We start from the raw sequence: 15,041 nt of genomic DNA on the forward strand, positions 1-15,041 counted from the left end.
TTAAAATTCTAAATTCATTCCAAAAGTAAAACTACGATTGGTTGGGTAACGTCCTGAATCAATTCCTGATAATAACGGATCCTGATTGTAAGATCCTACCTCTGGGTCATATCCTGTATATTTAGTAAATGTGTAAAGATTTTGAATACCAAAATAGAATCTTAATTTACTAATACTTGCTTTTGAAATCACATCCGAAGGCATGTTATAACCTAAAGTTACCTGTTGAATTCTTAAGAATGAACCATCTTCTACATAACGATCAGAAATTGCTATATTAGGATGTCCATCTCCACCGTCAGGTCTTGGATATTTCGCATCCGTATTTTCCGGCGTCCAAAAATCTGCTGCTTCAGCTAACTGATTTTCATACAAACGTTGGTTTTTAGTACCGGCACGTCTTGTTAAGTTCATTACTTTGTTTCCATAAGATCCTTGCAAGAAGACTCCTAAATCAACATTTTTGTACGTGAACGTATTATTGAAACCATAAGTAAATTTCGGTTGTGGATTTCCGATATAAGTTAAATCCTTCTCATCAATCAAACCGTCTTTGTTTTGATCTACGTATTCAACGTCACCTAGCTGACTTTTTACTGCTTTATTTCCCGTAAAAGGAATTGGCGCATTGGCTAATTGTTCATTAGTTCTGATAATTCCAACCGCCTGATATCCGTAAAACTGACCAACCGGCTGACCCACTACTGTTTTAGTAACTGCTTTAGTAGTATAATCATTAAGCATTACATCTTTTGTTAAGTCAAAATTATCCTGTAAGCTCATCAATTTATTTTTGTTTGTAGAGAAAATCACTTTTGAATTCCATGAAAAATCTTTCCCAAACTTATTATTGTAATCCAAAGTCATTTCAAAACCTTGATTTCTTAAGCTTCCTAAATTTACACTTGGAGCTCCTAAACCTCCCTGATAAGCATCTGTACCTGTAACATAATAAGGCAATGGCAAGACAAATAAAAATCCTGCTGACTGTTTTCTATACACATCAAATGTTGCCTGAAGTTTTGAATTAAAAAGTGTAAAATCTAAACCTAAGTTAGTTTGTTCAGAAGTTTCCCAGGTTAAATCAGGATTCGCAATATTATTAACGGTAAAGAAATTACCCATTGCCGATTTTATGGCACGAACTGTACTCATATAACCTCCACCACCAATGTTTTGATTTCCGGTCTCACCGTAACCTCCTCTAATTTTGATGTTATCAATATATTCTTTAGTTCCTTCCATAAAATTTTCGTTTGAAAGTTTCCAATAACCTGAAACGGAAGGAAAATAACCCCATTTTTGACCTGGCCCAAAATTAGAACTTCCATCTGCTCTCATCGTTGCCTGTAATCCATAACGATTATTATAATCATAATTAAAAGTTCCAAAGAAAGAATAAAAAGCAGAACTTCCTTTGTATTCTGAAGCCACAATTGTGTCAGGATCACCCAAACTAATAGAATGAATATCATTACTCAACAACCCGGAAACGGTTTGCGAGTTTCCGAACCAATGACTATCGTTAGCCTCCTGAGCTCCTAAAATGTTAAAATGGTGATTACCTGCATCAACCTTATATGTTATAACATTTTTAATGTTAAGTTGATACCAATTGTTCGCTCTCTCTGTCAACTGATTGGTTTCTCTAACTGCTGCCCCCCACTTGTAAGTAGGCTGAAAGCCTTCAAAATTATCAATATTAGTAGAGCCTCCAAGGTCAAATCTATATTCAAGTCCTTTTGCAAGTCTAAAACTAGCATAAAAATTCCCTATAAAACTCTTCTTAATCAATTTATTAGTATTCATCAAAGCCGAAGCCACAGGATTAATCCAAACTCCTATAGAACCGTCAGCAGGTGGACCAGCATAATTTCCGTTGGTATCTTTTACTGCCACATCAGGAGTAGACAATATAGAAGTACTAATGATACCGTTACTTGCACCATTAATTGTAATATCTTCATTTGTTATACCAGTCCCAAGAGAAACACCAACCGTAAGCCAATCTTTTATCTTGCTGTCAACGTTCGTTTTAAAACTATATCTTTTAAAACCAGAACCAATAACTATACCTTCCTGATTGGTATAACCACCTGAAATATAATAGTTAGTACCCTCTTTTGCGCCTGAAAATGAAATCTGATGATTATTCATTATCGCCGTTTTATAAATCTCATCCTGCCAATTCGTCCCTTTACCCAAAACAGACGGAACAGCAAATTCATCTCTTGGAGCCACACCATAAACAGCGGCTAAAGCATTTTGTTGCGCTGCATACTGACTTAGAGTCATTGTATCTAATAAACGAGTTACATTTTGAACAGAGAAATAAGAATCATACGCGATTTTTCCTGTTCCTTTTTTACCTCTTTTTGTAGTAATAATTACAACCCCATTCGACGCTCTGGAACCATAAATAGCAGTTGCAGAAGCATCTTTCAAAATATCCAGTGTTTCGATATCGTTAGGATTTAAGAAAGAAATAGGACTAGAAGTTACATTTCCTGTATTCGTTCCTAAATACCCTGTAACAATTGAACCTCCCGTAGCAGTATTAGCAGCATCTCCGGAAATAGGAATACCATCTACAATATATAATGGTTCATTAGTTCCTGAAATAGAAGTAGTTCCACGTATCTTAACTGACACACTACCTCCCGGTTGTCCAGAATTATTCGTCACTGTCACCCCTGCAGCACGCCCTTGTAATAATTGATCTACAGACACTTGTGGAGAATCTGCAAAATCTTTTGAAGTAACCGTAGAAATAGCTCCTGTTAAATCCTTTCTCTTAACACTTCTATATCCAACGTTTACCAAAACTTCACGTAAATCTTCTGCGCTAAGTTTTAAAGTTACGTTGATAGTTCCTCCGTTTTTTACGTTAACTGTTTGTGTAACGTAGCCAATAAATGATACAGAAATTGTAGAATTTGCCGGTGCTTCTATAGAATATTTCCCATCAAAATCTGTTGAAGCTGTCTTTTTTGTACCCGTAATTACAATGTTAGCACCAGGAATAGATAATCCTTTGTCATCCGACACTGTTCCGGAAACCTTTACCTGAGCCGTAATAAAATTACTTGTCAGTAGCAAAAATAATATCAAAGGAGCAGCTCTGTGGTTAGCCTTCCAATGAATGAGGTTAGTCATTAATTTTTTCATAATAAATGTTTGGTTAGTTTAAATTTGTTGATTGCCAATTTAAGAGATAAAAAGCAGGGTGTATTTTTTTCTCCTAAAATTATTTAACAAATCTATAACAGACTGAATTATCAAATCGATAATATTATATCATTTAATGATAATATTTTTACTTTAAGCGTTTAAAAAAACACATATCAAAATAAAACACATTAAAAATTACATTATTCTCAATAACAATCCTTTAAAAATCCCAAACAATACATAAAAAACAACAAAAACTCAAAAATCAAACGTTTTCGTTAAAAATAATATTTATTGTTGACAAAAAAGTATCACTATAAGATACGTTTCAAGCCGGAAAAATCTTCTCTATACTGACTAGGTGTACAATTTTTTGTTGCCTTAAAACTGCGATTGAAGTTCGCAATATTATTAAAACCTGATTTAAATGCCACTTCAGAAACACTCATGTCTTTTTCTACCAGCCAGCGTGCAGCATAACCAATCCGGATATCATTTATATAATTGACAAAAGTTTTTCCGGTGCGTTTTTTAATAAATCGGTTAAAAGAAATAATAGACATGCTAGCTACATTTGCTACATCTTCCAAAGTTATTTTTTCCGCAAAATGTTTCTGCACATATTCGTAAACCAATTTCATTTTATCATAATCATCAAAAGTATCATAGTCTACAGTATAAGTAGATAACAAACGCTGATTTCTGGAATTAGCAAGATCATACAATAAAGAAGTAATTTCCAGAAAATAATCCATCCCATCAAGTTTTGAGAGCCTCACAAGCCTTGGTGTTAATTCTTCTGCTGTTTTTTTTGAAAAAAGAATACCATGAATAGACCGATTAAACATATCCCGAATCGGATTCATAATACGTCTGGACAATAAAGATTCATGAAATAAATCGTTATGAAACTGAATTGTTATTTCGTGAATTTTTTTGCTGGTACATTTATTCAGTTCCCAGCCGTGGTATAAATTTGGACCAATTAAAACCAACTCGACATTATCTATTTCTTCAATATTATCTCCCACAACTCTCTTCACTCCTTTTCCGTTTAAGATAAAATTAATCTCAAATTCAGGATGGTAATGCACAGGAAAATCAAAGCTATCTTTTACACGATCGAAAACCAAAAAACTATCACCAGCTGAAAGGGGTGCAATTTCTCTATAAAAATTTTTTGTAGTACTCATCTTAAAAACTATTTTCAGGAAAGCAATATTTGACTTTTTTGACTGCAATAATATGATATATAATTGATAAAATAATATTAATTAGACGATATTCATCCAATTATCTTTGAAAAAACAAATTATCGATTCTTTAAAAAGAGCTTTAATAATAAACATTAATCATTTTTAATTGAATATCTTTTTATAGTTTTAATAATTTTTGAGATAGATCGCTAAAGATTTTTTCAACAAAATACTTATTGTATTTGGCAAACATAAATCATTGTATCTTTAGCATTTAACTCCGTTAACAATCAACAATCCGACAATGAAAAAACATTTTATCATGCTTCTGACTGCTGTTTTAATTGGCACTTCTTGCGAATCGCAAAAAAACAGCAGTAATACAATTTTGTCACTTTCAGATAAAAAAGCTTCTTCGGAAACTAAAACACTTTATCAAAACCTAAATACATTATCTCAAAAAGGTTTTCTGTTTGGACATCAGGATGATCTTGCTTATGGTGTAAAATGGAAATATGAAGATGGACGAAGTGATATAAAAGATGTTGTTGGAGACTATCCTGCTGTTTACGGCTGGGATATCGCAGGTTTAGAAAAAGACAATCCAAATAATATAGATGGTGTTCCATTTGCTAAAATGAAACAATATATTGTCGAAGCAAATGCAAGAGGCGGAATTTCAACTATAAGTTGGCATTTTGATAATCCTGCAACAGGGAAAGATGCCTGGAACAATGTTCCTAATTCCCTAAAAACAATCCTTCCCGGCGAGAAAAATCATAAAAAATTTACTTCCTGGCTAGACAAAGCAGCCGTTTTCTTTTTGTCTTTAAAAGATAAAAATGGAAAAAATATTCCTATTCTCTTCAGACCTTTTCATGAACTTACAGGTGGATGGTTTTGGTGGGGAAAAGGAAACTGTACTCCCGAAGAATTCAAAACAGCCTGGAAATTTACCTTTGATTATTTAAAAAATAAAGGAGTTCACAATCTGATTTATGTTTACAACACAGGAGGTTTTGCCAGTGAAGCCGATTTCTTAGCGAACTATCCCGGAGATGATTATGCCGACATTTTAAGTTTTGACAGTTATCAAAATGGTAACGATAAAAATGGAGAACGGTTTATAAATGAAGTTCAAAAACAATTTAAAATCCTCAATGAAATCTCCATTCAAAAAAACAAACCTATGGCATTGGCCGAAGCTGGTTATGAAGCAGTTCCGGATCCTAAATGGTGGACAGGAACTCTCCTAAAAGCAATTGGAGATTATAAAATTTCTTATGTCCTGTTATGGAGAAATCATGGCTGGCAGGAAAAAGAACAAAAAATGCATTATTATGCTCCATTTTCCGGACAAGTAAGCGAGAAAGATTTTGTCGATTTTTATAACCTTGATCAGACTATCTTTGAAAAAGACATTCCAAAAAAATTAAAATAACTGCCCTAAAAACAAATTAAAACCTTAAAAAATAACCAATGCACGACAAAATTAGTTTAAAAGAAAAAATCGGTTACGGTCTTGGAGACGCTGCTTCATCTATGTTCTGGAAAATTTTCAGCATGTATTTATTGTTTTTCTATACCGATGTTTTCGGATTGGCACCTGCTGTAGTTGGAACGATGTTTCTAATTACCCGAATATGGGATTCCTGTTTTGATCCAATTGTTGGAATTCTGGCTGACAGAACCAAAAGCAAGTGGGGAAAATTCAGACCGTATCTTCTTTGGGTTGCCATACCTTTTGCCGTGATTGGAGTTTTAACTTTTTACACACCGGATTTTGACGAAAAAGGTAAAATCATTTATGCCTACGTTACCTATTCATTAATGATGATGATTTATTCTTTAATCAATGTACCTTACGCATCGCTTTTGGGCGTAATGTCTTCTGATCGAAAAGAAAGAAATACACTTTCATCCTATCGAATGGTTTTTGCCTTTGGAGGAAGTCTTTTGGCACTTTGGCTAATTGAACCTTTAGTAAATTATTTTGGAGGAAACCTTAACTCTAAATCAGGCTGGCTGGCAACAATTGCTGTTTTCGGACTAATCACAACGATATTTTTCTGGGCTTGTTTTTTATTCACTAAAGAAAGAATCAAACCAATCGCAGACGAACAAAACAATCTAAAAGAAGACTTAAAAGATCTTTGGAAAAACAGACCCTGGTGGATTTTACTTGGTGCCGGAATTGGCGCATTGGTTTTCAATTCTATCCGTGATGGAGCTGCGGTTTATTATTTTAAATATTATGTAAGCAGTGCTGTCAATTTTGATTTTTCACTTTTCGGAAGTGATTTTCATATGACACCAACATCCATTTATCTGGTTTTAGGGCAAGCAGCAAATATTATAGGAGTTATTATCGCTACACCAATTGCGAACAAAATCGGTAAAAAGAAAACCTTTTTTGGAGCTATGGCTGTAGCGGCAATTCTAAGTCTTGTTTTCTATTTATTCGGAAAAGAAGATGTTTTCTTAATCATGAGTTTTCAGGTTTTAATCAGTATTTGTGCTGGTTGTATTTTCCCATTAATCTGGTCCATGTACGCTGACAGTGCCGATTATTCAGAATGGAAACAAGGTCGAAGAGCAACCGGATTGGTGTTTTCAGCTTCTTCAATGTCACAAAAGTTCGGCTGGACCATTGGCGGTGCCGGAGCGGGATGGCTTTTAGGTTATTTTGGTTTTCAGGCTAATGTAGAACAAACTGCAACAGCTCAAAACGGAATTCAGTTAATGTTAAGCATACTGCCGGCAATAGCAGCAGCAATATCAGTAGCTTTTATAGCATTTTACCCTTTATCAGAAGAAAAATTACAAATTATAGAACAGGATTTAAACGAAAAGAGAGATCAAAATTAAAAAAAATACAGATACAGAAATCAATTTATATGACAACAATAACATCTTCGGCGACTTTTCAGGATAGAAAGTCGGCATTAGAAAAAGAACATAAAGCGCTGATTGAGCTTAAGAACACACCCGCACAAACAGCCGGAAACGGCATTTACGAACGTTATAAAAATCCTGTTGTAACTGCTGCACATGCTCCGTTAAACTGGCGTTTTGATTTTAACGAAAAAACAAATCCGTTTTTACAGGAAAGAATCGGAATCAACGCCGCTTTTAATGCCGGCGCAATGAAATGGAATGGCAAATATCTTTTGGCTGTTCGTGTAGAAGGAATTGACAGAAAATCGTTTTTTGCGATTGCCGAAAGTCCAAATGGAATTGATAATTTCAAATTTTGGGATAAACCTTGTGTAATTCCACAAACAGAAGATCCGGACACCAATGTGTACGATATGCGTTTAATTAATCACGAAGACGGTTATGTATACGGAATTTTCTGCACTGAAAGAAAAGATCCAAAAGCTCCAAAAGGCGATACAAGTTCGGCTGTTGCTAACGCGGGAATTGTACGTTCTAAAGATTTAGTAAACTGGGAAAGATTACCGGATTTAATTTCAAATACGGGACAACAACGAAATGTAGTATTACATCCCGAATTTGTAAACGGAAAATATGCTTTATACACACGTCCGCAGGATGGTTTTATAGATGTTGGATCGGGAGGTGGAATTGGTTTAGGTTATGTTGAAGATATGAAAAATCCAGTTGTCAAAGACGAAAAAATCATTTTCAGCAAAAAATATCATACTATTTACGAATTAAAAAATGGTTTAGGTCCGGCACCAATTAAAACATCAAAAGGCTGGTTACATATGGCGCATGGAGTTCGTAATACCGCAGCCGGATTACGTTATACCTTATACATGTTCATGACCGATTTGAACGACATTACGAAAGTAACTCATGTTCCGGCTGGACATTTCATGGGCCCTGAAGGAATTGAAAGAGTCGGTGACGTATCTAACGTTTTGTTTTCTAACGGATGGATTGAAGACGAAGACGGAACTGTTTATGTATACTACGCTTCTTCAGATACCAGAATGCATGTAGCGGTTTCAACTGTAGAAAAACTAGTTGATTACGTAATCAATGCGCCGGAAGACACCTTTGTGTCATCAGGCTCCGTACAAACTATTATTGATTTAATCGAAAGAAATAACGCAATTTAAATATCGTGTCATTACAATTAAAGCTTTTAAAATCGGAACTAACAGCAGAACTCGATGCCATTCTAAACTATTGGTCAGAACGAACTGTAGATGAAAAAAATGGTGGTTTTGTTGGACAAATCGATTTTAACGATCATCTGATTGCTAATGCAGAAAAAGGTTCGGTCTTAAATGCCCGAATTCTCTGGACGTTTTCTGCCAGTTACAAAACCACAAAAAACGAAAACCACAAAAAACTGGCAAAGAGAGCATTTGATTTTCTTTCAGCATATTTTTATGACACACAATTTGGAGGTCTTTTTTGGAGTATAAATGAGGATAAAACTCCAAAAGACACCAAAAATCAGATTTATGCTTTAGCCTTTGCGATTTATGGTTTATCTGAATATTATGCGATTTCAGGAGAAGAAAAAGCATTGGAAATAGCTAAAAATTTATATCAAAAAATTCAGGAACACAGTTACGATTCTGTCAATAAAGGCTATTTTGAAGCTTTTACGAGAGATTGGCAGCCAATCGAAGATTTACGTCTGAGTGCAAAAGATGCCAATGAAAAGAAAACCATGAATACGCATCTTCATATTATTGAAGGTTACGTAAATTTATATAAAGTTTGGAAAGACGAAAAACTGCTTGAAGTTATTATCGAATTGCTGGAAACTATTGAAAAGTATTTCATTAATACAGAAACAGGTCACTTACGCTTGTTCTTTGATGAAAACTGGAAAGAAAAACCAGATGTTATTTCATACGGACATGATATTGAAGCGGCCTGGCTTTTACAACAATGCGCCGAAATTTCAGAAAACGAAACTTTAATTGCAAACTATAAAAAACATGCCGTTCAGATTGCCGAAGTCACAAAAGAAGGTTTGGATACTGATGGCGGTTTATGGTACGAATTTGATCCTGAGAAAAACGAATTAATAGCCGAAAAACACTGGTGGCCACAAGCCGAAGCTTTAATTGGCTTTTACAATGCCTATCAGTTAACCGGAAAAGAAGATTATCTGGATCTTGTTTTCAAAAACTGGAAATTCATAAAGAAACATATAATCGACCAGCAAAACGGAGAATGGGTCTGGGGAGTTTACCACGACTATGCTGTAATGCAAAAAGACAAAGCCGGATTCTGGAAATGCCCCTATCACAACGGACGCGCTTGTATCGAACTGATACAGCGAATTCAAGATTAATTTATTCCTTTCTAATTCTAATTTAAAGTCGTTATGAAACATTTTTTCCTTTTTAGTTTATTGTTGACATCTTTATTAATTGATGCACAAACCAATCTCTTAAAAAATGGAGGTTTTGAATACGACTTAACCAATTGGAACGGACAAGAAAATGGTGCGCTTTCTCCCTATGATAAAAAATCAGGAAAAAACAGTGCCTTAATTAATCAGTTTACCGGCGCAGAATGGAGAGCTTTTGATCAAACTGTTCCACTTGCCAGAAATACCTTTGCGGTAGAATGCAGTGCCTGGATGAAAGCAGAAGGCATAGAAAATCAAAAAGAAGATTATAAAGCAGCGATTGTAGTCGTAGACTTTCTTAATGGTGCAGACAAATCAATTGGCTCAGAAACCATTGCCCGTGCGAAAGGAACTACTGATTGGGTTAATTATAAAAAGGCGGTAAAGGTACCAACTGACGCTAAGAAAATTAAAGTTATGCTGGCTCTGGCACAAACAAATGGCACTGTATTTTTTGATGATATAAAAATAACAACACTTACTGAAGAAGAATATTCCAAACTAAATCCGGAAGCCAAATAATCTAAAAAATGAAGAAATCACTTTTGAAAGTTTTATTCCTGAGTTTCTCTATTTTAGTTTTAGTATCGTGTTCTTCAGACAACGATTCAAATAACGAAGTTATAGTAGATCCGCCTATGCAAGATGATCCGTTAACGACATCAAACGTTGCCAATTATATGGTAGATCCAAATGCTACAAAAGAAACCAAAGCTTTATTTTATAATTTAAAAAGACTGGCGCAAACCAAAACAGCTATTGGTCAGCAAGATGCTTTTAATAGCTTTTATCAGGACGCTGGCGGCGATTCAGATATTAAAAAAAATACAGGTTTTGACCCTGCAGTTTTAGGATCTGATTTTATGTTTATAACCGATAAAAGCAATAATGAGCAATCTAACAATTGGTTTTATCAACAGGAACAAAAAATTAGTGCCGATGTTAAAACCGCCTACGCGAAAGGAATAATCAATACCTTCTCCTGGCATTTGAGAGAACCTAATAAAGAAGAATCTTTTTATGCTTCAGATATGACTTCTGAACAAAAATCGACTGCTTTTAGAAGTATTCTTCCTGGTGGAGCAAACAACGAATGGTATAAGAAGAAATTAGACAAAGTTGCCAAAGTTATTCTGAACCTAAAAGGCTCAAATGGCGAATTGATTCCTGTAATTTTCAGGCCTTTTCATGAATTTGACGGAAGCTGGTTTTGGTGGGGAGCCGATTTTTGTACAGCAGATGAATACAAAAAAGCGTATCAGTTTACAGTCAATTATTTGAAAAATACAAAAGGAGTTCACAATATTCTTTATGCTTTTTCTCCTGACAATTCATACACAACCGAAACCAATTATTTAAGCCGTTATCCCGGCGATAAATATGTAGATGTTATTGGTATGGATAATTATGGCGACTTTAATAACCAAGGTCAGACAGGTTCTGAGAGAGCCAATTCTAAATTAAAAATTCTTTCGGATTACGCTAAAGCGAAAGTAAAAATCGCTGCTTTAACCGAAACAGGTTATCGCGTTACCAGTACAACGCCAGCCATTACAGATTGGTTTTCGACTTTATTATACAGTGCTTTAACAAAAAATGACATTCAGATAAGTTATGTCATGTTTTGGAATAATAATGCAGATGGCTACTATGTCCCAAACGGAACGGTTGCTAATACAAATGATTTTAAAACTTATACCCTAAAAACTAAATCTGCATTGGTAAATTCATTGCCAAAAATGTATGAAATGCAAAAATAGCTTTTGTTTCAGGTTTAAAGTTTCAGGTTCACAATAAAACGTGTAAAATAACGGATTGTCCTAGCCCCGATAGAAGTGGAAATCCTTTTTGTGGTCTCGTTTTTTTCTAACGAGACCGCAAAAAGATTGTAACGGATAGCGGGATTAGCTCCTTAAAATATTAATTATGAAAAACAGATTTTTAAAAACACTTTCTTTAGCCTTAATTTTCTCGACAATAGCTTGCCAGGCACAAGAAAGAATAACCGTAAAAGGAAACCAGTTTTATAAAGGCGACAAACCTTACTCTTATATTGGAACCAATTATTGGTATGGAAGCATGTTGGCTTCGAAAAAAATCGGCGATCGTGAAAGATTACTTCGTGAATTGGATGTAATGAAGAAAAACGGAATCGATAATTTACGTATTCTGGTTGGTGCTGATGGAGGAAAATACGATTTCACTGTTCGTCCGGCATTGCAATACGAACAGGGGAAATACGATGAAGATTTACTGGACGGACTGGATTTCCTGATTAACGAAATGAGCAAACGAAATATGTATGCTGTTTTGTATCTGACAAATAACTGGGAATGGTCTGGCGGTATGTCGCAATATTTAGAATGGAACGGTAAAGGTCCTGTTCCCGTTCCTGCAATTCCGCCAAATACCTGGCCTCAGTTTATGTCCTATACAGAACAATTTCACAGTTGCGAACCTTGTATGGAAGCTTTAAACAATCACGTTAAGTTTATTATTGGAAGAACAAACGCTTATTCTAAAAAGAAATACAATGAAGACAACACGATTATGTCCTGGCAGGTTGGAAATGAGCCTAGGCTTTTTACAGTAGAAAACGAAGTAAAATTCACAAAATGGCTCAATAACATTGTAGATCTGATTGACAGTTTAGACAAAAATCATTTGGTTTCTACAGGTTCTGAAGGAAAAAACAGTTCAAACGACAGTATGAAAATCTTCGAAAGAACACACCAAAATCCGAATATCGATTATTTAACGATGCATATCTGGCCTAAAAACTGGAACTGGTTTAAAGCAGATAATGCCGAAGCGACATTTCCAAAAACCATCGAAAATGCAGGTAAATATATTGATGATCATATCAAAGTCGCCAATAATTTAAAACGCCCAATAATTATCGAAGAATTTGGTCTTCCAAGAGAAAACGAAAACCTGAATGCCGGAGCATCTTCTGTTTACAGAGATAAATTTTACAGCTACATTTTTGGAAGAGTTGTGGAAAGTGTTAAAAATGGCGGACCATTGCAAGCAGCCAATTTCTGGGGTTATGGCGGTGAAGGAAAAGCCATTAACGAAACAGGAAAATGGAATCCCGGAGATCCTTTAACAACAGATCCTCCACAAGAACCACAAGGTTTAAATTCTGTTTTTAATGGAGATCAATCGACATTGAAAATTGTGAAAGATTATAATTTGAAATTGAAAAAATAGAATAGAATTCATACCTATTTTTCGTAGAGACGCACTGCAGTGCGTCTTATGCGTAACGAATATGTGCGACGTAAACTGACGTAGACGCACTGCGGTGCGTCTCTACAGAATAACCAAAATCAAAACTTCATGAAAAATATATTTATTCTTTTTTGTTTCATACTCACAAATTTTTCTTTCGCACAGAAGAAACAGGGTTTTAATGTAATTTCTCCAAACGGAAAAATCGAAGTTAAAATTGCTGTAAATGATAAAATCTCATGGTCTATTTCACATGAAAAAGATTTGATTTTAGCTCCATCAGAAATGGCTCTGACTTTGGATGGAAATCTTATTTTAGGAAAAAATCCTGTCGTTTTAAATTCAAAAAAAGAAAGCGTCGATACTTCTTTTGAAACACCTCTATATAAAAAGAAAACCGTAAAAGATCAGTACAATAAACTGACGATTGATTTCAAAAATGATTTCGCAATTGAATTTCGTATTTATGATGATGGCGCGGCGTACAGATTCCTTACCAAAAAGAAAAAAGATATTACAGTTCAATCCGAAGAAGTAGTTTTAAATTTTGATCAGGATTACAATACTTTAATGCCGTATGTTCGTGATTTAAGAAACCCGAAAGATCAGTTTATTTCTTCATTTGAATCGCATTATGAAAACAAGAAAATAAGCGAATTTTCAAAAGACACTTTAGCGTTTTTACCTTTTTTAATTGATTATAAAAACCATAAAAAAGCCATTTTTCTTGAAGCTGATTTGGAAAATTATCCGGGTTTATTTGTCACTAACAACAAAAACAAAACAGGTTTTGAGTCTCGTTTTTCAAAATATCCAACTCAGGAAACCAACGGCGGATTTAATTTTCTAAATAAATTAATTACCGAAAGAGCTGATTTTTTGGTTAAAACCAAAGGAACCCGAACTTTTCCCTGGAGAGCGATTGTGATTTCAGAAAATGATGCCGATTTAGCAAATAATGACATGGTTCAGAAATTAGCAGAACCATCCAAAATAAAAGACATTTCGTGGATAAAACCTGGAAAAGTAGCCTGGGATTGGTGGAACGACTGGAATATTTACAATGTCGATTTCAAAGCAGGAATCAACACTCAGACTTATAAATATTATATTGATTTTGCTTCTAAAAACAAAATTGAATATGTAGTTTTAGACGAAGGCTGGAGTGTTGAAACTGACATTATGAAACACAATCCAAATGTAAATCTGGAAGAATTGATTGCTTACGCAAAAGAACGAAACGTTGGCATTATTCTATGGGCTTCGTGGATGGCAATCAATAATAAAACTGAAGCCGTTTTTGACAATTATGCAAAATTGGGTGTAAAAGGTTTTAAAGTAGATTTTATTGATCGTGATGATGCAAAAATGGTCAATTCGGTTTATGATATTGCACAAAAAGCGGCAAATCATAAATTGATTATTGATTTTCACGGAATGTACAAACCAACCGGAATTCAGCGAACGTATCCAAATATTTTAAATTTTGAAGGCGTAAAAGGTCTGGAAAATAATAAATGGACACCAAATGATGATGTTCCGCTTTACGATACCACAATTCCGTTTATTAGAATGATGGCTGGTCCAATGGATTATACACCGGGCGCGATGCGTAACGCAACGAAAAGCGAATTCAAACCAAGTCATTCGACACCAATGAGTCAGGGAACACGATGCCACCAATTGGCACTTTATACGATTTTTGAAGCGCCTTTGCAAATGATGGCGGATAGTCCGACAGCTTTTATGGCAGCACAGGAAAGCACTGATTTTATTGCTAAAATCCCAACTACTTTTGATGAAACCGTTTCTCTTGATGGCGAAGTTGGAAAATACGTTTCAATTGCCAGAAGAAAAGGAAATACCTGGTATTTGGGTGCCATTACAAATTGGGATTCCCGAGATATTACAACTGATTTTTCTTTCCTTGAAAAAGGCAAAAAATTCCAAGCCGAAATTTTCTCCGACGGTCTAAACGCAGACAAAGCAGCAACTGATTATAAAAAAGAAATCATAACGGTTGATTCAACCTCTAAACTAAAATATCGTTTAGCAAATGGTGGTGGACTAGCGATGATTATAAAATAACTGAAGTG

10 protein-coding genes are annotated in these 15,041 nt (G+C 34.8%); 8 read left to right on the forward strand and 2 right to left on the reverse strand.

Annotation, left to right across the window (positions count from 1 at the left end; genetic code table 11):
* Both HYN56_RS24375 and HYN56_RS24380 read right to left on the reverse strand, forming a co-directional pair.
* Window positions 1-3,168 (reverse strand): SusC/RagA family TonB-linked outer membrane protein, encoded by a 3,168-nt coding sequence (locus HYN56_RS24375; RefSeq protein ID WP_109194578.1) that lies wholly within the window; start codon window positions 3,166-3,168, stop codon window positions 1-3.
* A gap of 317 nt (window positions 3,169-3,485) precedes the next feature.
* Window positions 3,486-4,364, reverse strand: a complete 879-nt coding sequence (locus tag HYN56_RS24380) for an AraC family transcriptional regulator (RefSeq protein ID WP_091492127.1) — start codon at window positions 4,362-4,364, stop codon at window positions 3,486-3,488.
* Between the two features lie 307 nt (window positions 4,365-4,671).
* On the opposite strand from HYN56_RS24380, the gene HYN56_RS24385 reads away from it, so the two are divergent.
* From HYN56_RS24385 to HYN56_RS24420, 8 genes are all read left to right on the forward strand, one after another.
* Window positions 4,672-5,808 (forward strand): glycoside hydrolase family 26 protein, encoded by a 1,137-nt coding sequence (locus HYN56_RS24385; RefSeq protein ID WP_240622629.1) that lies wholly within the window; start codon window positions 4,672-4,674, stop codon window positions 5,806-5,808.
* A gap of 38 nt (window positions 5,809-5,846) precedes the next feature.
* Window positions 5,847-7,235 (forward strand): MFS transporter, encoded by a 1,389-nt coding sequence (locus HYN56_RS24390; protein ID WP_109194579.1) that lies wholly within the window; start codon window positions 5,847-5,849, stop codon window positions 7,233-7,235.
* Window positions 7,236-7,264: 29 nt separating this feature from the next.
* The gene (locus HYN56_RS24395; protein WP_109194580.1) at window positions 7,265-8,455 is read left to right on the forward strand and encodes a glycoside hydrolase family 130 protein; all 1,191 of its coding nucleotides are present in this window, start codon (window positions 7,265-7,267) and stop codon (window positions 8,453-8,455) included.
* 5 nt (window positions 8,456-8,460) lie between these two features.
* Complete coding sequence (locus tag HYN56_RS24400) at window positions 8,461-9,651, forward strand: AGE family epimerase/isomerase (protein WP_109194581.1); 1,191 nt, start codon at window positions 8,461-8,463, stop codon at window positions 9,649-9,651.
* Between the two features lie 33 nt (window positions 9,652-9,684).
* Entirely contained in the window at window positions 9,685-10,233 is a 549-nt protein-coding gene (locus HYN56_RS24405; RefSeq protein WP_109194582.1) for a carbohydrate binding domain-containing protein, read from the forward strand.
* 8 nt (window positions 10,234-10,241) lie between these two features.
* Window positions 10,242-11,471 (forward strand): glycoside hydrolase family 26 protein, encoded by a 1,230-nt coding sequence (locus tag HYN56_RS24410; RefSeq protein WP_109194583.1) that lies wholly within the window; start codon window positions 10,242-10,244, stop codon window positions 11,469-11,471.
* Between the two features lie 166 nt (window positions 11,472-11,637).
* Entirely contained in the window at window positions 11,638-12,924 is a 1,287-nt protein-coding gene (locus tag HYN56_RS24415; protein ID WP_109194584.1) for a glycoside hydrolase 5 family protein, read from the forward strand.
* Window positions 12,925-13,053: 129 nt separating this feature from the next.
* Entirely contained in the window at window positions 13,054-15,033 is a 1,980-nt protein-coding gene (locus tag HYN56_RS24420) for a glycoside hydrolase family 97 protein (RefSeq protein ID WP_109194585.1), read from the forward strand.
* Window positions 15,034-15,041 lie beyond the last annotated feature (8 nt).

Origin of the sequence: Flavobacterium crocinum (genome assembly GCF_003122385.1) — a bacterium.
Classification (GTDB): Bacteria; Bacteroidota; Bacteroidia; order Flavobacteriales; family Flavobacteriaceae; genus Flavobacterium; species Flavobacterium crocinum.

Bases quoted from the DNA above. Each gene is read 5' to 3' on its own strand.
- HYN56_RS24375 (WP_109194578.1), bottom strand. From the start codon at position 3,168: ATGAAAAAATTAATGACTAACCTCATTCATTGGAAGGCTAACCACAGA.
- HYN56_RS24380 (WP_091492127.1), bottom strand. From the start codon at position 4,364: ATGAGTACTACAAAAAATTTTTATAGAGAAATTGCACCCCTTTCAGCT.
- HYN56_RS24385 (WP_240622629.1), top strand. From the start codon at position 4,672: ATGAAAAAACATTTTATCATGCTTCTGACTGCTGTTTTAATTGGCACT.
- HYN56_RS24390 (WP_109194579.1), top strand. From the start codon at position 5,847: ATGCACGACAAAATTAGTTTAAAAGAAAAAATCGGTTACGGTCTTGGA.
- HYN56_RS24395 (WP_109194580.1), top strand. From the start codon at position 7,265: ATGACAACAATAACATCTTCGGCGACTTTTCAGGATAGAAAGTCGGCA.
- HYN56_RS24405 (WP_109194582.1), top strand. From the start codon at position 9,685: ATGAAACATTTTTTCCTTTTTAGTTTATTGTTGACATCTTTATTAATT.
- HYN56_RS24410 (WP_109194583.1), top strand. From the start codon at position 10,242: ATGAAGAAATCACTTTTGAAAGTTTTATTCCTGAGTTTCTCTATTTTA.
- HYN56_RS24415 (WP_109194584.1), top strand. From the start codon at position 11,638: ATGAAAAACAGATTTTTAAAAACACTTTCTTTAGCCTTAATTTTCTCG.
- HYN56_RS24420 (WP_109194585.1), top strand. From the start codon at position 13,054: ATGAAAAATATATTTATTCTTTTTTGTTTCATACTCACAAATTTTTCT.